Source organism: Clostridium bornimense, from assembly GCF_018917145.1.
GTDB classification, from domain to species: domain Bacteria; phylum Bacillota; class Clostridia; order Clostridiales; family Clostridiaceae; genus Clostridium_AN; species Clostridium_AN bornimense_A.
The window spans coordinates 45,193-65,211 of the sequence record NZ_JAHLOD010000018.1 but is presented as its reverse complement, the minus strand read 5'-3'; the positions used below and the strand labels follow the sequence as shown (position 1 = coordinate 65,211).

The window sequence follows — 20,019 nt, the reverse complement described above, 5'->3', positions numbered from 1 at the left end:
ATTTTCTTCACAATAATCTTTTACAGTTAAATTTTCATCACTAGCATAATAACGATTTATATATTCTCTCCATTCATCATTACTTAATTTTTTATACATACCTAACCTCCTGATAAAATATCATTTTCTTAATTTTATCAATTGGAGATTTTAGTATCTAGGTACTTAATTTTTGACGCTTACGAAAGTTCTAGTATTTTAATGCTATAATATCCTTAATAAGGAGTTGTGTAGAGTGGTGATAAGGTGAATTCAGTAGATAAGATAATAAAAAAGAAAGTTACATTAGATGAAATAAGTAAAATGTATAATATAGAAGAATATTCAGAACTTTGTAATTTAATAAAAAATATGATAAATGCTAATAAGATTATTCCTATAAAGAGTAGTGGTGGAAATGGAAAAAATCCAACATTATGTAATAGATATTTCATAATAAAAAAAGTTGAAGACAATTCAAAGTTAATAGATGAAATAAATTTTAAATTCAACATTAATATGGATATGTCATATTATAGAACTCACATAGAAAAGTATAAAGAGCATAGAAAATATTTATTTCAACTGAATGAGTTTTTAAAAAGTAATATGAAGTTATTGAACACTACTGTTTCAATGAATGAAAGATCGTTTCAAATATGGGGTAGAGAGAAGTTTATTCAAAAAGAGATAGGTAAGACTATATTAAAAAATATAAATATGAGTTTAGAGTTTCTAAATTATTATAATACATCTGAACCATTAGCATATTACTCTAGAACCAAGGAAATACCACAAAATATATTGGTTTTAGAAAATAAAGATACATATTATACTATGAGAAAATTTTTGCTTATGAATGAAGACAATATTTTTGGAATAAATGTCGATACAGTGATATATGGCAGTGGTAAGAAGATAATTAAAGCTTTTGAAGATTATGAAATTTCAGTGGAGGGATATCTTTGTAATGAAAATAATGTTCTATATTACTTTGGAGATTTAGATTATGAAGGAATAATTATATATGAAAGTTTATATAAAAAATTTAGAGATAAATATGATATTAGACCATTTATAAAAGGTTATGAGAAGATGATAGATAAATCAAAAGAATATGAATTACCAAAGACAAAAGAAGGTCAGAATAAGAATATAGGTACAGAGTTTTTAGATGAGTTTACAGAAGAATATCAAAGTAGGATAGAGTATATTTTAAATAATGACTTATACATTCCACAAGAAATAATTAATATATGTGATTTAATGGAGGAATAATGAAATTAGATTTTTTAGATGCACAAAAAGAACGGATGAAAAAAATAGGAGCATATTCTCTTTTATTTAGAAATAGTATAGCAAAAAGGACTTGGGATAAGTTTGGGTTTACTGAAGGATATGAGCAAGATAATTTAATTATTTCAGTGCTATTATTTATAATGGAACAATCGCTTAAAGAAGAATTATGTACTATAGATGATATAGCATTATTTATAGATGAGATAAATTCCTTATACTATAAGAAACAAATAACATATGATGACAGTAGGGAAATAGCTGAATTTATAGTTAATGTTATTTTGTGTAATGAAGGAAAAGCTATGTATTTTAAGGCAATGGATTATAAAATTGGGGAATATGAAGAAATAAATATAAGTTTTTTAAAGAATAAAGTGGAATATGTAGATGATGTAAGGAGAGTTAGCTATTATGTAAGCGATGAAGGATATGAACTTATCTTAGCTACATTAGAAGTAGAAGAAAGTTTAAAAATAACGATACAAGAAATTATATTTAAAATGCACTTGCAAAAAGCTTCATATGATAAAGCTGTTACTGATGTAAAGAATATATTTAAAAGTATGAGAAGTAAGATTCATAAAATGCAGGATGATATTAGAAAGATAAAAGAATCGCCATTAATGTTTTCTGTAAAGGAATACAAGGCGGTTACTGAAGGAAATTTAGAAATATTAAGAGATTGTAGTAAAAAGTTTATGCTACATAAAGAAGCTATTGAGATCAAGATTAAAGAATTTGAGGATAAGGAAATAAATATAGATGATCTAACTGAAAAGGAAGAAGAAAATTTAAAAAATTTAAGGATCATAAATGAGTATATAGGAAAAGCAATAGATGAGGAACAGAGAGTACTAATAACACATTATGATTTAAAAAATATTTATAGAAATGAACTTGAAAATATATCAAAAATGGCATTGATAGAAAGGTTTGATATAAAAAGAGAAGTATATGATAAGGTATTAGAAAATCCAGATTTACTAGAGAGCATTAATATATTTCTTAATCCGTTATTCTTAAAAAGTCCTTTGAAAGGATATAATTTAAATAAGGCGTTTACATTTCAAAATAAAATTAAAGATGTATCAAGGGAAGATGATGAAAAATTTGAATTATTAGAAGATAATGAGGAAGAAGTTAGAAATAAAAGAAAAATAGAAAGAATATTAAAATGTAATGATATATTAAAAGTAATATTAGAGAGTGCATTAGAAAATGGAAGAATATCATTATTAGAATTAATAGATTTGTGTGATGAAAATAAAGAAGTTAGGGAGAAATTTATACCTAATGTTGAGATATTTAGAGAAGTAATGGTAGAAATGATAAAGGTAAGAAATATTAATATAGATGAATTGATAGAAGAGAGAAAAACATTTATTGATAATGGTGAAATTGAATTTCAACTTAATAAATCTATATTAAATATAGTGGATGAAAATGCACATCTAAAGAATATAAAGTTTATTAGGATTAATAAAATAGATGAAAATAAAGAAGTAAAAATTAAAAATGTAGTTGATGAGAATGGAAACTACAAAAACTTATTATGTTCAGATTTATTATTTGAAGTGTTAGGTAAAGGGGATAGAGAAGTTGAATTATACAATAGATGATATAAAGATTAGTAGTAGGATAATATATTTTCTAATGAAAAATAGAGAGCTCAAAGATGATGAAGATATATTATATAAGGCGTATTCAGAAAATGAAAATATTCAAGAGTTGGTGAAATTAGAGGCTGATGAATTAGGTTGTGAAGTTAGAAAGTTTGGAAGCATAATATATTTTATTCCTAAGGAGGATAATGATTTTTTAGGTTATTCTAAAGGTGATTTAAAAAAGGAATTATGTAAATCAGGAGCCAATGATAAGGATTATTACTTATCACAATTTGTAATAATGACCTTAATAGTGTCTTTCTATGGAGCTAATGGGTTAAGCAGTAAATCAAGAGATTTTATAAAAGGTGGAGAATTTTTGAATCTTGTTGCGGATAAACTTAGTGAAGGAGTAAAAAGAAGTAGTGAGAATTCTGATAAGGATAATGGGATAGCATATAGTAACATATTAGAGAGATTTGAATCATTAAAAAGTTCAGATAACCAAAATAGATCTAAAACTACTAAAGAAGGATTTGTTAATAATATACTTTCGTTTTTAGAGAAGCAAGGACTAATAGATTATATAAAAAGTGATGATATGATTAAAACTACAAAAAAGTTAGATTATTTTATGGATTGGCATTTATTAAATAAAAATAATTATTATAGGGTATTAAAAGCCTTTGGAGAGGAGGAAGTAAATGAGTAATTTTAATTATCTTAGAATTGCAAATCTAAATTATAATAACAACACTTCTAAAATAGATGATCAAGTTTTCTTTTTAAATGGAGAAAATACTATGCTTAACTTGAGAAATGGTGGAGGAAAAACAGTTATTATTCAAATGATGATGGCACCTTTTGTAAGGCGTAAATATAGAGATTTAAATGAAAGAAAATTTGAAAGTTATTTTACAAGTAAAACACCTACATATATTTTAGTAGAATGGAATTTAGAAGATGATGCGGGGTATTTGCTTACTGGAATGATGGTTAGAAAAAAGGAAATATCTTCAGATGATGATTCTAGGGATAAGCTAGATATTATTAATTTTGTCTATGAATATAAGTCAAGAAATAAATATGATATAAAGAGTATTCCCATAATTGAGGAGAATGGCAATAGTAGAAAAATAAAAAGCTTTACAAATAGTAAGAACTTATTTGAAGAGCTTAAGAAAAATCCAAATTATAATTTTAATTATTATGATATGAATAATTATGGAACTTCTAAAGCATATTTTGATAAGTTAAGAGAATATGGAATAGATAATAAGGAATGGGAAAATATAATAAAAAAAGTTAACTTAACGGAATCTGGATTATCGCAACTATTTAAAGAAGCTAAAAATACTGAGGGGTTAGTAAAAAAGTGGTTTTTACCAACAATTGAAGAGAAACTTAATAAAGATGATAATAGAATTAATAACTATAGAGATATTATAGAGAAATATATTTATCAATATAAGATAAATAAGAGCGATATTGATAGAAAAGATAAAATTGAAATTTTTTATGGAAGAGCAGATGAGATAAAGGAATCGGCATTAGCATTTAAAGAAAAAATAGAAGAAAAGAAAAGACAGGAAAACAAAATTGCAAATTATTTTTATAAAATGAATGATGAAATAAAAGAAAAAGATAAGGCTATTTTTGAAATTGATAAAAAAATAGATGAAAATGAATTAAAAATAAGAGAAGTAAATTATGAAAAGATTTCTTTTGATATATACTCTAGATTGGATAAAATTAAGGAATTGGAAAATAATATATCAAAAAATGTAGAGATAGAAGAGGAATATAATAAAGAACTTAAGAAGTTAAAGCGAGAAAAAAATATTTTAGAGTGTGCAGATGCTTATGAAAGATATACAAGAGCATCAAGAAAACTTCAAGAAGTTGAAATAAAAATTAAAGTATTAAAAGATAAAGAAAAAGATACAGCACCAGAGATTAAAAATTTAGGTTATTCAATAAGAAAACTTCTTTTAGAACAATATGATAGAATTTCTAATGAAAAGAATAAATATCAAGATGAAAAGGAAGATATCATTAATAGGAAAGTTCAGCTTAATAAAGATATTTGTAGTATTGAAGAAAGTGATAAAAATCTCAGATTTAGAGAAGGTGAATTGTTACAAGCGATAAAATCATTTGACATCTATGAAAGAAATTTTAATGAGTCTTATGATGAAAAGTTACAGAGAAATATTGTAGGATATTTTGATGATGAAGAAAAAATCACTATAGGAAAGAAGATAGAGAATGATAAAAAGAATGCTAACTCTAGGAAAAAGGAAGTAGCAGAGAATATTACAAGAAATTATCAACAATTGAAAGCTAAAAATTCTGAAAAGGATAGTTTAAATACTAGAAAAGTTCAATTAACTACTAAGATAGGGATAATTAAAGAGAGAATTTGTGAATTCAATAAGGATATAGATACTAGAAAAGAGATAATTAAATATGTGAATTTAGGAGAAAACAAAGTATTTAACAATGAAGAAATAATTAAAGAATTTAACAAAAAAATAGATAATTTTAATGTAGATCTTAAGGAATTATATAAGGCAGAAGAATCTATAAATGAAGAAATTATGAAATTGGAAAAAGGTAAAGTAGTTAACATTCCAAAGGATTTTTTAGAAGCATTATCTAACAATAATATTGATATAATTTATGGTATGGACTGGCTTAAAAATAATCAATATTCGAAAGAGGAAAATAATGAAATATTAAGAAGAAATCCTTTTATTCCATATGCTTTAATTATGGATAAGAAAGATTTACTTAAACTCAATAGTACTGATATCGAATTATATACATCTTTTCCAATACCAATTATTGAAAGAGATAATTTAGATGACAAATTGTTATATTCTAATAATATAGTAGACCTTGAAAAGGTAAAATTTTATGTTTCATTTAATAATAAGCTTTTAGATGAGAAAAAATTAAGAAAATTAATAGACTCAAAAGAGAGAAAAAAAGATGATATTTTAATGAAAATTGATGAAAAGAAAGAGGCTGTCAACTTATATATTAATAAGCGAGAATTTATTAAAAATTCTAAAGTTACAAAGAAATTATATGAATCCACTTTAATAGAGTTGGAAAAGGAGGAAAAAAGCCTAAAGGATAGCGAAGAGCTGTTAAGGTCAATAAGAGCAGAGATTGCTGATGTAGAGGATAAAATACATAACTATGAAGATGAAAAGTATAAAGTAAAAGAGAGAATAAAGTATTTAGAAAAGAAAGAGAATGAGTTTAATAAATTAATTTTGCAATATGAAGAATATTGTAATAATAAAGAAGAATATCAGGATGTTTTTAATAAAAAGAATACCAATGAAATCAAGATAAAAGAGAATAAAAACGAGCTAGAGGATATAGTAAAAAGGATTGAAGATATAAAAGAGAAACTTCATAGTTTAGAGTATAAGATATCAGAATGTAATAATAATCTTAAGAATTTTGAAGAGTATAAAGATGGAATTTTTAAAGATAAGGATTTAGAAGATTTATTAGCAGAGTATAATGTTGTTACTAAAAAAATATATGGGGATCTCTCAGAACTCGAAAAAGAAAAAAGTGATGCAGTAAATGAATATGAAAAGTGTGAAAAGCAACTTATTAATAAGGAAACTGAATTTAATTTAAATGAGGATGAATTTAGAAATGTAATATATGATTTTACTAAAGTAATTTCTATAGAGAGAAATATAGACCTTAAAGAAAATGATATAAAAAAAGTTGGAAAAGAAATTTCAAGTTTTGAAAAAGACAAAGCTGTAGAGGAATCTAAGATAGAGAGTTTAAAAATAGAATTGAAAAAAATAGTTGATACAGATATACCAAAAGAAAAAGATAAAATCTTTAGTAAGAACTTTGATGAAGAATTAGCTAAATTAAAGGTTGATATAGAAACTTTATTACAAGAAAAAAATAAATATAAAAATGAAAAAATAATCATTGAGATAAGTAAGTCCTCTTTGGATGAATATGATTTTCCTGTGGAAGAAAAATTAGATATTATCATTGAGTTGAAAGATATTGAGGATGTAACTAAAAAGTTAAAACGAGATTATAGAATTATAAATACAGATATACATAAATTAGAAAGTGAAGTTTATGAGATAATAACTAAAATAGAAAACGAAGATATTTTCAAAAGTGATGCTTTATTTAAGGATGCTATATCAGGACTAATAAGAGTTTGTAAAAATCCAATAAACTTATTAAAGCAGTTGGATATTGTATTAGATTCTTATAGTATGATAGTTGAAAAGCTTATGCATGATATTGAGATAATAAATAAAGAAGAAGAGAATATATTGAGAAATATATATGAGTATATAATTTCAGTTAATGAGGATATTAGTAAAATTGATGAGAACTCTGCAATAACTATATCAGGCAAATATGTAAAGATGCTAAAGATTTCTGTTGTTAATATTGAAGAGAATAAAGAATTGTATAATCTTCGTATTAAGGAATATATTGAGAATATAAGAGATCATTGTGTGAAATTATTGGAGAGTAATGAAAGTATAAAGGAATATATTGAGAGAACAATTAACATAGTAAAGTTATATGATGAGGTAATTTCTATAGGAAATATTGATGTAAAGTTATATAAGATAGAGGAAAATAGACAAAAGCAAATAACATGGGATGAAGTTGCAACTAATTCAGGTGGAGAAGGTTTTTTATCAGCTTTCGTAATTTTATCTAGTTTACTTTCTTATATGAGAAAAGAAGATAAAGATATTTTTGTAAGAAAAGAAGTATCTAAAGTATTAATCATGGATAATCCATTTGCACAAACTAATGCAGAACATTTATTAAAGCCATTAATTGAGGTGGCAAAAAAGAGTAAAACTCAATTGATTTGCTTAACGGGATTAGGTGGAGATTCTATAATTAATAGATTTGATAATATTTATGTTTTGAATCTTGTTGGTAGTAAATTAAAGAGTGGGTTAAAAGTTATAAAATCTGAGCATTTAGTAGGTGACGAAGAAGTTGAAACGATGGTTACATCACATATTAAAACAGAGGAAGTGCAAATGAAACTATTTTAAAAAATAGTATAAGATATTATATGTAGTGGAGGAGAGAAAAGGTGGAAAAAGAAGAACTTAAAGAGGATATAGCTCATGGCAGTGTAAATTTTCCGTTAGCTACATATAGATGGAACAGTGATAAAAGATTTGTTGTTGATCTTCATTGGCATGATGAAACGGAGTTAATATATTTTAAGAAAGGAAAATTTACTATTCATATAAATATGAAAGAATATAAGGTATTAGCACCGGCTTTTGTATTTATAAGTGCTGGAGATATACATTCAATTGTAGGAGAAGAAGGATGTAGAGAAAGTGTTATTGTTTTTGACCTTAAAATGCTTAGTTTCGAGTATTTTGATGGAATACAATACAAAATTATAAGGCCATTATTAGAAGGTAAAATTCAATTTCCTCAGTTTGTTTTTACAGATGATGAAATATGGAAAGATACTGAAAAGATTTACAAGAAAATATTACAAGAATCAAAGGAAAAAGATATTGCATCATTTCTAAGAGTAAAAGGGTATTTTTATCAGCTTATTGCTTTACTTTATGAAAATAAGAGATTTATATCGTCAGAAGATATGGAGTATGTTGATATATATAAAGTTGATAATGTAAAAAAGGTATTATCGTATATTCATAATAATTATAGTAGAAAAATTACAACAGAGGATTTATCATCACAGGTAGCTATGAATCCGCAGTATTTCTGTCGTTATTTCAAAAAGCTTATAGGAAAGACACCAACGGAATATATAAATGATATTAGAATAACTAAGGCTGCAGAACTGTTACTTAATAGTAATATGAAAATTATTGATATAGCTATTAGTTGTGGTTATGATAACATAAGCTATTTTATAAAGCGATTTAAGAAAGAAAAGCATATCTCACCATCAGAATACAGAAAGTCAAAATAGTACAACTTTTTATCAAAATTATATAAGAAAAACTCTCTTTATGTATATATAATACAAGTGTAAACAATAAGGAGGGGTTTTGTTATGGAAAAGAAATGGTGGCATGATAAAGTAGCGTATCAAATATATCCAAAGAGTTTTAATGATACTAATGGGGATGGTATTGGAGATATTAGAGGAATAATAAAAAAGTTAGATTACTTAAAAGATTTAGGGATAGATATTATATGGATTTCACCTATGTATAAATCACCTTTTGTAGATCAAGGTTATGATATATCAGATTATTATAGTATAGCTGAAGAGTTTGGTACTATGGAGGAATTTGATGAATTGCTTGTGGAAGCAAAGAAAAGAGATATGTATATTGTAATGGATTTAGTAATTAATCATTGTTCTGATAAACATATCTGGTTTCAAAAAGCGTTAAAAGATCCATATGGAGAATATGCTGATTATTTCTATTTTAGAAAAGGAAAAGATGGCAATCCACCAAGCAACTATCGTTCATATTTTGGTGGTAGTGCATGGGAGAAAGTAAAAGGAACTGATCTATATTATTTACATATGTTTGCAAAGGAGCAACCAGATCTTAATTGGAATAACAAAAAGGTAAAAGATGAATTATATAAAATGATTAATTGGTGGCTCGATAAAGGTCTTGCTGGATTTAGAATCGATGCAATAATAAATATTAAAAAGGATCTATCATTCCCAAGCTTTGCACCAGATGGAAATGATGGATTAGTTTCAGTAACAAAAAATGGTAGATGAAGTTGAAGGAGTAGGGAAATTATTAGAAGATCTTAAGAAGAATACTTTTGAAAAATATGATGCATTTACTGTTGCAGAAGTTTTTAATATGAAGGAAGAAGAGTTAAGGGAGTTTATAGGTGAAGAGGGACATTTCTCAACAATGTTTGATTTCTCTGCTCATGTATTAACTAATGGAGACCATGGTTGGTATGATAGCAAGCCTATAGAATTTAAGCAATATAGGGCATCAACTTTTGATGCACAAAGAAAGTGCAATAATATTGGATTTTTAGCTAACATTATAGAAAATCATGATGAACCAAGAGGTGCAAATACTTATTTACCTAACTATGGACAAAATGATAAAGGGGTAAAGATGTTAGCTACAGTAAATATATTACTTAGAGGAATTCCATTTATATACCAAGGTCAAGAAATAGGTATGAGAAATTGCAAAATGGAAAGTATAGAAGAGTATGACGATATAAGTACTAAAAATGAATACAAAGTAGCAATTAAAGCAGGACTTACTAGCGAGGAAGCACTGGAAGCATGCTATCATCATAGTAGGGATAATGCTAGAACACCAATGCAATGGAATAGAAATGAAAATGCAGGATTTACTACAGGAACACCATGGCTTAAGGTTAATCCAAACTATCTTTATATTAATGTTGAAGATGAACTTAATGATGAAAACTCTGTATTAAACTATTACAAAAAGCTTATAGCATTAAGAAAATCTAAAGATTATAAAGAAGTTTTTACTTATGGTAACTTTGTTGCAGCTTATGAAGATAAAGATAATATATATAGCTACTATAGAAAATTAGATAATAAGACAGTGATTGTAATAGCTAATTTTGGTGAGGAAGAATCTATAATAAAATTGCAAAGTAAAGAAAATAAGATACTATTGAGTAATATAGACAATATAACAATAAATAATGATAATGTTAAATTGGAATCATGTGGTGTTGTAGTATTAGAAGCTAAATAGGAGGAATAAGGATGAAGAGTGAAAAAGAATTAATGTTATCAGGGCAGTTATATAAAGCACTTGATGATGAATTATTCAAAGATAGTAGGAAAGCTAGAAGATTAACTCGTTTATTCAATAATTCTAATGAAGATGATTTAGAATATAGAACAGATTTACTAAAGCAGCTTTTTAAAACTGTAGGAGAAAACATATATATAGAACCATCATTCCACTGTGATTACGGAAGTAATATATCTGTAGGAAACAATTTTTATGCCAATTATGATTGTATAATTCTAGATGTATGTGATGTAAGTATTGGAAACAATGTATTTTTAGCACCAAGAGTATCTATATTTACGGCAGGTCATCCTATAGATGCAGAGGTTAGAGATGAATTATTGGAGTTTGGAAAGCCAGTAACTATAGGAAATAGTGTTTGGATTGGTGGAAATACTGTAATAAATCCTGGAGTATCTATAGGAAATAATGTTGTAATTGGGTCAGGTTCTGTTGTTACAAAAGACATTCCTGATAATGTTATAGCTGTTGGAAATCCTTGTAGAGTATTAAGAGAAATAAATGAAGAAGACAAAGTTTATTGGAATAAGAAAAGAGAAGAATACTATCAAAATAGAAAATAATAGATTTTGACAGGGCAACTAATTAATGATATTCTAATTATAGAGTTATATGACTGACGGAAGTGGAATTAACCACATGAAGTATAACAAGAATTGTAAGCCGACCGTCTGGGCAAAGTCCAGATGGTGGGCTTTTTTGTTTTTCAAGGGGTGTAATTAATGAAAGAATTAAATCTTAAGTATGGATGTAATCCTAATCAAAAACCAGCTAGAATTTATATGAAGGAAGGCGCCCTTCCTATAAAAATTCTTAATGGTAATGTCGGTTATATTAATGTATTAGACGCATTAAATGGATGGCAACTAGTAAAAGAACTAAAGGCTGCTACAGGACTTGCAGCAGCAACTTCATTTAAACATGTAAGTCCAGCAGGAGCGGCTGTGGCTATTCCATTATCTGAAACATTAAAAAAGGTATATTTTGTTGAAGATGATAATTTATCAGATATTGCTACTGCTTATATAAGAGCAAGAGGTGCAGATAGAATGTCTTCCTATGGAGATTTTGTAGCATTATCTGATCAATGTGATGAAATGACAGCAAAAATTTTATCAAGAGAAGTTTCAGATGGAATAATAGCTCCATCTTATTCTGAAGAAGCTTTAGAGATATTGAAAAAGAAGAGAAAAGGTAATTACCTTATAATGCAAATTGATAGCAATTATGAACCAAGTGATATAGAGAAAAAAGATGTCTATGGAATTACTTTAGAACAAAAAAGAAATGACGTTAAGATATCTGCAGATATCTTATGTAATTTTCCAACTAAGAATAAGACATTAAGCGATAGCGCTAAAAGAGATTTGATTATTGCATTGATAACATTAAAATATACACAATCTAATTCAGTATGTTATGCAAAAGATGGACAAGTAATTGGTATAGGAGCAGGACAACAATCAAGAATTCATTGTACAAGATTAGCAGGAAACAAAGCAGATATATGGTTTTTAAGACAAAATCCAAAGGTTCTAAATTTACCTTTTAAAGAAAATGTTAAAAGAGTAGATAGAGATAATGCCATCGATGTATATATATCAGAGGACTATATGGATATATTAAGTGATGGGGTATGGGAAAACATTTTTACAACTAAACCAGAACCATTAAGTAGAGAAGAGAAAACAGAATGGTTAAAGAATTTAGATAACGTTTCATTAGCATCAGATGCATTTTTCCCATTTGGAGATAACATAGAACGTGCAAGAAAAAGTGGCGTTAAGTATATAGCAGAAACAGGTGGATCAATTAGAGATGATAATGTTATTGAAGTTTGTGATAAATATGATATAGCTATGGCATTTACAAATGTGAGGTTATTTCATCATTAAAGATATAGTCATGCATACAAAAATACAGGTATTATAGTACACATTTAAAAATATTGACTTACCATATATTAGCATGATATTATGTACAAAAAATGTATTGAGGTATTACTAATGGATAATATATTAGATTTAAATGGTAAAAGAATTGAAGAAATAGAAAGAGAAGCATATAACAAATTTATGGCTGTGAAAATAGATGAAGATAGATACATATTTCCGGCTAACATTGTGAACACTGAAGCTATAGATGCTAATTTTAAAAAATCAGATCTTTTTAACGATTTAGCACTAGTTAAAAAAGTAAAAAGCATGGACTTTTCTAAAAGTAATTCTGTAATTATAACATGTGCAGATGAATATGAAGATGGAACTAATGTTGTGGAATTGGTAGACACAAAAGAAATTGATAACGATGATTTGGAAGATAATATATATCGTGTAGAAATTAAATCAGATATGGATACTGATGGTAGACAAGATTTTATAGAATTGTTAGCATACTTTAACAGAGATAGGGATATAGTATTTCAATTTTTAATCTGCTATGATTTGGAGCAAATAAAAGAATTGTTAGAAGATGGAAGGTGGGAAAATGGGAGGGGATAAAAAGAAAAATAATTAAGATTTATTCTTTTTAATTAGTATTGTGTCGCATTTCATACAATAAATCTTACCAATAACAGGCTGAAAATGCCTGTTATTTTCTTTTTGTCTAGTACTTTTTCCATTTTGACAAAAGATTATATTTAGATTTCTTGTTTCTTTCATAGAATTCTTCTTAATATAAAAATTAAAAGTTACGTGACGTAAGATTTTATTTAACTTATGTGCGAGAAAAAGTTTTAATATCATATTAGTTAACATAATCTTATTTATGAAATGTAAACTAATTATATTCTTTAAGAAATATTCTAAAGGTCGTAAATCTAGCAATTCATTTTTTGAGCTTAAAACAATATTTAAGAAGACTTAATTTATATATTAAAAGTAATATTTCTGTATGATATAATATCATTAAATTTATAGATAAATAGAAATACTTATAAAGGTTCTGCTGGTAAGGATAAAGGATATGTGTATAAGATTCCAGATTTAGATGATGATATTTTAGTATATAATTTTAGAACAATGGATGTAGAAGAATTAGATTTAAATAATATTAATGATGATAATCCATTAAAACTAGTTTTTAAAATTGCAAAAAGGTTATTATATACTGATGCAAATGATAATGATATATTCTTAGCAAAGGTAGAACTATTTAATGAGCTAGTTAATTACAATAAAGTAAAAACAATAGATCAAAGAAAAGCATTAACATATTTTTTAGAATATTTATTTTTAATACAAGATGACAATTTATCTGATAAGTTTAAGGAAATTAAAGATAATGCAGGAGGTGTTATTAAAATGGGTGTTGATGAGATAAGAGAAAAATATTTAGAAGAAAAAGGAAAAGATGAAGGGATTCATCTTACAAAAAAGGTATTTAAACTTGCTAATAAAGGCCAATCCATAAGTAACATTGCAAAGATATGTGAAATATCTGAAGAAAAGGTAAAAGAAATATTAGAATAGAACTATATAAATAAAAATCCTTCGTTAAATTTTGTGCTCAAAATGTATCGAAGGATTTTTTATGATAGACAAGCCCCTATTATGAAGAAAATAAGATCATGTTAAATAAGAAATATATAAGAATAGGCTTGTCTATCATTTCATATATGTCCACCTATATAGAATCCTTAGTGGGTGGACACTTGGATTGTATATAGGTGGACAGCACTCTAGAGAGCACTGCCTAAGAAACCTGCTCCACCGGGTACCCTTATAAAGGACAAGCTGTTGTGTGTAGATGTTAGGATAAATAGGGTTGGAGCTTGCCGGAAAACCTATTTATTCTTACATATACTAGCTAATCAGCATGTACTTTTTAGGGTGGTGGGAATAGCAGCAAAAGAAGGTGTCCTTTAGAATATAGGTATATAGTAATAGTATCAATTAATAACTTAATATAAAAATATATAAACTTATAAATACATAAATTTAATTATTTATTTGTATAATTATATATTTATAAAAAATATTAATTATAAGAAATTATATAAATATATTTATATATAAATAAGAAAATATACTTATAAGAAAATAATCAAAAATATCATTAGAAAAATTGTAAGTACTATATTTTTTATTTGCTTTTCTGTAGCTTTCGGCAATAGCAGGACCTACAAAGCCTTACTTAAAAGCTCTGCTATTGCGGTAAGCGGAGGAAAAGCTTCCTTGGATGTTTCTATTTGATTTGTCTTAAAAGGAATACCCCTAGCTTCAGCAAATGAAATAAGAAACAGCCCTATTATAGACCTACAGAGATGAATTTCTGATACAGTTTGGACAAGCAGCTTGAGATAGATATGCTTTTGAGTATATGGAGTTTTAAGAACATCTTGTCCAAACTTTCCTTTTAATTATGTATTTGTAATGTAATACACAGTAATACAAATCTAATAAAAGAATGTTTTATATATAAAAAGGAAATTAATGGAAAATAAAGAATAATTAAAGTATAGATTTAAATTAAAAAGTAGGTGGGGAGTATGTATACAGTAGAAGAAGTAGCTACAGAATTAGGTGTTAGTAAAGTAACAATATATTCGAAGTTAAAAAAGTTCCAAGATGAAGTGGTAGTGAAGCAAGGAAAGAAGTATGTTACAGAGAAGTTATTTAAGTTAATTAAGGATGACTTAAATGTTAAAAGAAATGAAAATTTAGAAGATATTAAAGTGAGTATTAATGGCTCTATCGTTGAAGATAACGATGATTTAAGTAATTTAAGTGAGTTAAATCAAAACTTAATTAATACTGTTATAGAACAAATCAAGGAAAAGGATCTACAGTTAAAGACCAAAGATGATCAAATGAAAGCTAAAGATGAACAGATTCAAAATCTACAAAAATTAATAGAAAATAGCCAGGTACTTTTAAAGCAGGAACAAGATAAGGAAATAAGGAAGCTTTCTATGGAAACTCATTTTGAAGAAGTTGATAAGAAGCTCTTAGAACTTAAAGAAAAATTAGAGGAACGTAGAAAAGTTGATATTGAGATAAAAGAAAAAGAGAAAGAAAAGTTTTGGAGTAGAATATTTAAAGGGAAAAAGGAAATAATTAATTAATGTATTTTCATAAAAATTCTTATAATAATGGAGGTCCACTATTAGTGGATCTTTATTTTTTTATATGTAATATACTATATTGCATATTATGTGTAACTTATACAAAATTATTAATTAAATTTAATAATCACTTACTTTTAATGCTTTAAATCACAGTTAATATGTAAAAACATAAAATATGTTTTGTCGATTTAATCGTTACATTGAAATAAATGGTTAAAAAAGCTATTATTTTATTATTTTGTGTATTTTAACAAAATAATATTTTTTTGAAAAATATATATAATTTTATCAAATTTTATATTTACTTACATAAAAAAACATGGTATTATTTTAAAGTAGAAATTATAATTGCATACCTAAACTTCTACTTATAGTATTTCTGCATAGTTAAAATTGCAAAAAAGTTATTTTTTCAAAAACTATAGTAGTTATTCTATTAATATAAATTAAAAATAATAAACATAAATAGTTTATTATTTCATAATTAGGGCATGCAAAGCAAGGAGAAGATTATGACAAAATTAAATTTAACAAAAAAAGAAATGGAAAAAATGAAAAAAATCGATTCAGCATCTGCTAAATCAAATGTAGCTACACCATGTAGTCGTAGATATGTTACAACACTATAGTATATCTTGAAAAAAATAAGGAGGTAGAAAAGTTTTTCGCCTCCTTATTAAAAATGAATTTATCAATATATTATGATAAAATATCATAATATTTTATATAATGCCTTATTACTACAATATAAATTTATTAGTTAAGCTAAATTATTAAAATGAATCTATTAAATTATTATCTATATAACAAATATTAATACTACTATCCATACATATAATACTAATTTCTTATATAAAAATAATGTTTATCTTGTTGTTAAATCACATTTATATATTTTATAATAATTATTTTATGAGCATTTTATAATAGCCTATTTATTGGATTTCCTTAACTTAAGGAAATCCATCATAATATAATAGATTCTAAAAATACTGAGGAGGAAATAATGTTAATTGAAGAAATTTCAAATGGAAAGTTAAACGTAATAGAAATAGACGACAAACCTGATATGTATTTATCTTCACTAGATCACTTGATTATAAAACCTTTAGGAGAGAAGATATGTGTTATAAATTCATATACCAATAAATGTATCTTGCTTAATCAGTCAGATTGGAATGGTTGTGGTAAATATCCGAAAATTATAGGAGAAGCTTTAGAATATAAGTCTAATATTACTGAGTGTGATATTAGCTTAGATAAATTCTTTAATAATAGAAGTAAATCTACAAGTTTTGTTATAGCATTAAGCTATGCATGTAATTTTAAATGCACCTATTGTTATCAACAACATAATGATAAGTTGAGAAAAAACAAGATTACAAAGGAAAATTTAGATTATATTCTAAATACAATTATTGAATATAAAAATGAACATAAAAGTGAAGGAATATCTATAGAATTATTTGGAGGAGAACCATTATTACCCGAAAATCATGATGATATAATAAAAATATTTGACTTCTGCTTTGAAAATGAAATTAGTGTGGGCATAACAACAAATGGAGCTTTTTTAGGATATTATCTAAAGGAACTTGTAATATATCGTGGTTTAAATATGCACATATTTACGACAGTAGATAGTATTTTTGATAATGAAGCAACTAGGTGTGAAATAAATAAAAATATAGCAAATAAACACACAAATTCAATATTAGAAAATACAAAATTACTTATAGACAATGGTGTAAAAGTAAGCATAGCAGCAAATATTGATAAACATAATATAAATCAAATTGGTGAAATGATAAACTTTTATGAACAAGAAGGTTTTTTGAATAACGAAAAGTTCTCCTTTGTCATAGGAAGAGTTGATGATAGATTTTACGAAACCAACTATAAAGATATACTTAGCGAAGCAGATATACTAAAAAAATTAGGAGAATTAGGTGAAATTCCTGAACATGTATTTGCTTCATTTATAAGAGCACCATATGAATTGTGTAATAAGATAGGACTTAGTTATAGGCAAAATGAATTAAAGGGACTTGGTAATTATTGTTGGGCTGTTGCACCATATGAAAATGTCTTTTATGTTGATTCTGATTTAGATACCTTTAGATGTACATATACTGTGGGACGAAAAGAACTTTCAGAATTCAAATTTTCACTTGAAAATTTGAAAAAATATAAAAAACCTAATAGAACGTTTAAAGATAATAAAAAATGTAGTACATGTAAAATAGGTGGATATTGTGGTGGTGGTTGTGAACAATCTGCTAGAATAAACTTTAATAAACAGTGTGAGATTGAAAAAGAATATTTTGAAGACTTTTTAAATAAAATATTTTATCCTAAAATAAATGAACTCAGAAAAGACTTAATATCTGACACTCTATAAAAGAAAGGTTATAGGAATTTAACTATGAAAAAACAAATATCAAAGGCAAGAATATTACGTAATAAATTTTATGACAATAATAAACTCAATTTGATTATGGCAATTATGGGCACTACTGTTCTTTCCATGGCAATTTTGTGTGTACCTTATCTTATGCAGCAAATAATAGACCTTATTGCAGGAACATCCAAAGGTGATTGGAGTCATTTACTTTTGATAGGTATTGCGATAATATTTATGGAACTATTCTCTGGAATATGTACATATTATTTTAGAACCTCATTTAGCACAAAGGCAGTAGCACAATACAGAAATTATGCGTTTTCAGAATTTCTAAATAAAAATATCCAAGGTTTCCATAAGAAAAACTCATCGACTTACATGTCTGCACTAGTAAATGATATTAGTTCTATAAAAGAAAAGTATCTTGATATGATTCCAATTATCAGCCAAATTTTAATATGTTGTTTTGGTGCTATAGTTATGATGGCAAGTTATAATATTAAACTTACGATTATTGCAGTAATTATTTCACTTATCCCACTTATAGCATCACTTATGTCCGGAAAAAAGTTATCAAATGCTGAAGTTTCCTTATCTGAAAAAAACTCTGGATATATAGCTGTTTTAAAAGATATATTTGGTGGATTTTCTACAATAAAAAGTTTTAAATCTGAAACTGCCTTTAATATTATTCATCACAAACAATGTGAAAACGTTAGAAAATCTCAGAAAAATAGAGAAAAGATACTTGAAAAAGTAAATTATACTGCAGCAATTTCAGGATACATAACACTATTTAGCATACTTTTTGCATGTGTACTATTTTCTTTTTATGATGACACGATAACAGCAGGAACAATTATTGCTTTTTCTCAACTTATAAATTATCTTATTGATCCGGTAACAAATCTTCCACCAATGCTTGCAGATGCAAAAGCATCATTATCACTAGTAGATAAACTTGGAAACATACTTGATAATGAAGAAAATCAGGAAGCATCAGGAAAGCTTGTCAAACTAAATGATTCTATTAAATTAAGAAATGTTTCGTATAGTTATGTAGATAAATTGTCAAAAGATACAACTGAAATATCGTTAAATAATATAAACCTAGATCTCAAAAGAGGTAAATGTTATGTTATAGTAGGAGCATCAGGAAGTGGAAAAAGTACTCTTCTAAAATTGATAATGCAAATGCTTAATTCATATACCGGAGAAGTGTTATATGATGGTATAGATCTTAGAAATGTTAGCGATGATGAGGTATATAAATCATTCGCCTATATTCAGCAAGAAACAGTTATTTTTGATACTTCCATACTAAACAATATAACTATGTATCAAAACTTTTCAAAAGATGAAATAGATACCGTGATAAAGCAATCTGGACTCACAGACCTTGTAAATCAAAGGGGTATAGATTATCGCTGTGGTGAAAATGGTAGTTTTCTTTCTGGTGGTGAAAAGCAAAGAATCTCAATAGCACGAAGTCTTATTAGACATGCAAATGTAATTCTTGCAGACGAAATTACCGCCTCCTTAGATGCAAAGACATCCTTCTACGTAATGTCATCTATTATAGCTCTCAAAGATATAACTAGAGTATTGATTTTACACGATCTTGATAAAAATATACTTGAACAAGCAGATGAAATTATTACATTAAAAAATGGATGTATAAAAGAGAAAGGTACCTTTAAGGACCTTATTGATAATAAGGGGTACTTTTACTCATTATTTACTATATCAAGTAATTAAAAAAATGATATTACGTTCCTTGAATAATATAAAAATCGAATGTATAAAAAGTTCTCTATAACAATTATTTTAGATGTGCAAACACCATGA

Annotated in this window: 13 protein-coding genes, 1 pseudogene and 1 riboswitch; of the genes and pseudogenes, 13 read left to right on the top strand and 1 reads right to left on the bottom strand. The window is 26.3% G+C overall.

Annotation, left to right across the window (positions count from 1 at the left end; translation table 11 throughout):
- Positions 1-246 precede the first annotated feature (246 nt).
- The 9 genes and pseudogenes from KQI30_RS08400 (at position 247) to KQI30_RS08360 (ending at position 13,197) form a co-directional block, all read left to right on the top strand.
- Positions 247-1,257, top strand: coding sequence for a Wadjet anti-phage system protein JetD domain-containing protein (locus KQI30_RS08400; RefSeq protein ID WP_367397838.1), 1,011 nt, complete (start codon positions 247-249; stop codon positions 1,255-1,257).
- Positions 1,257-2,897: a hypothetical protein gene (locus tag KQI30_RS08395; protein WP_216462856.1), complete on the top strand. Its 1,641-nt coding sequence runs from the start codon at positions 1,257-1,259 to the stop codon at positions 2,895-2,897. Before KQI30_RS08400 ends, KQI30_RS08395 begins: the two co-directional genes overlap by 1 nt.
- Complete coding sequence (locus KQI30_RS08390; protein WP_216462855.1) at positions 2,878-3,594, top strand: DUF6063 family protein; 717 nt, start codon at positions 2,878-2,880, stop codon at positions 3,592-3,594. Before KQI30_RS08395 ends, KQI30_RS08390 begins: the two co-directional genes overlap by 20 nt.
- On the top strand, positions 3,587-7,969 hold the full coding sequence (locus KQI30_RS08385; protein WP_216462854.1) for a hypothetical protein: 4,383 nt from the start codon (positions 3,587-3,589) through the stop codon (positions 7,967-7,969). Before KQI30_RS08390 ends, KQI30_RS08385 begins: the two co-directional genes overlap by 8 nt.
- 41 nt (positions 7,970-8,010) lie before the next feature.
- Positions 8,011-8,877: a helix-turn-helix domain-containing protein gene (locus tag KQI30_RS17540; protein WP_216462853.1), complete on the top strand. Its 867-nt coding sequence runs from the start codon at positions 8,011-8,013 to the stop codon at positions 8,875-8,877.
- An 84-nt stretch (positions 8,878-8,961) separates the two neighbouring features.
- Positions 8,962-10,633: pseudogene (locus KQI30_RS08375) on the top strand (glycoside hydrolase family 13 protein).
- A gap of 11 nt (positions 10,634-10,644) precedes the next feature.
- Positions 10,645-11,259: a sugar O-acetyltransferase gene (locus KQI30_RS08370; protein ID WP_216462852.1), complete on the top strand. Its 615-nt coding sequence runs from the start codon at positions 10,645-10,647 to the stop codon at positions 11,257-11,259.
- Positions 11,260-11,298: 39 nt separating this feature from the next.
- Positions 11,299-11,380: riboswitch (ZMP/ZTP riboswitch) on the top strand.
- A gap of 38 nt (positions 11,381-11,418) precedes the next feature.
- Positions 11,419-12,591: a phosphoribosylaminoimidazolecarboxamide formyltransferase gene (locus KQI30_RS08365; RefSeq protein WP_216462851.1), complete on the top strand. Its 1,173-nt coding sequence runs from the start codon at positions 11,419-11,421 to the stop codon at positions 12,589-12,591.
- A 111-nt stretch (positions 12,592-12,702) separates the two neighbouring features.
- Entirely contained in the window at positions 12,703-13,197 is a 495-nt protein-coding gene (locus tag KQI30_RS08360) for a hypothetical protein (protein ID WP_216462850.1), read from the top strand.
- 12 nt (positions 13,198-13,209) lie between these two features.
- On the opposite strand, the gene KQI30_RS08355 is transcribed toward KQI30_RS08360, so the two are convergent.
- Entirely contained in the window at positions 13,210-13,359 is a 150-nt protein-coding gene (locus tag KQI30_RS08355; protein ID WP_156930605.1) for a hypothetical protein, read from the bottom strand.
- A gap of 306 nt (positions 13,360-13,665) precedes the next feature.
- On the opposite strand from KQI30_RS08355, the gene KQI30_RS08350 reads away from it, so the two are divergent.
- The 4 genes from KQI30_RS08350 (at position 13,666) to KQI30_RS08335 (ending at position 19,929) form a co-directional block, all read left to right on the top strand.
- Positions 13,666-14,169: a hypothetical protein gene (locus KQI30_RS08350; RefSeq protein ID WP_216462849.1), complete on the top strand. Its 504-nt coding sequence runs from the start codon at positions 13,666-13,668 to the stop codon at positions 14,167-14,169.
- 1,019 nt (positions 14,170-15,188) lie between these two features.
- Positions 15,189-15,764 (top strand): hypothetical protein, encoded by a 576-nt coding sequence (locus tag KQI30_RS08345; RefSeq protein ID WP_216462848.1) that lies wholly within the window; start codon positions 15,189-15,191, stop codon positions 15,762-15,764.
- 1,009 nt (positions 15,765-16,773) lie between these two features.
- A complete protein-coding gene (locus KQI30_RS08340) occupies positions 16,774-18,168 on the top strand; it encodes a radical SAM/SPASM domain-containing protein (RefSeq protein WP_216462847.1) in 1,395 nt (464 codons plus the stop codon).
- Positions 18,169-18,192: 24 nt separating this feature from the next.
- On the top strand, positions 18,193-19,929 hold the full coding sequence (locus tag KQI30_RS08335; protein WP_216462846.1) for an ABC transporter ATP-binding protein: 1,737 nt from the start codon (positions 18,193-18,195) through the stop codon (positions 19,927-19,929).
- Positions 19,930-20,019 lie beyond the last annotated feature (90 nt).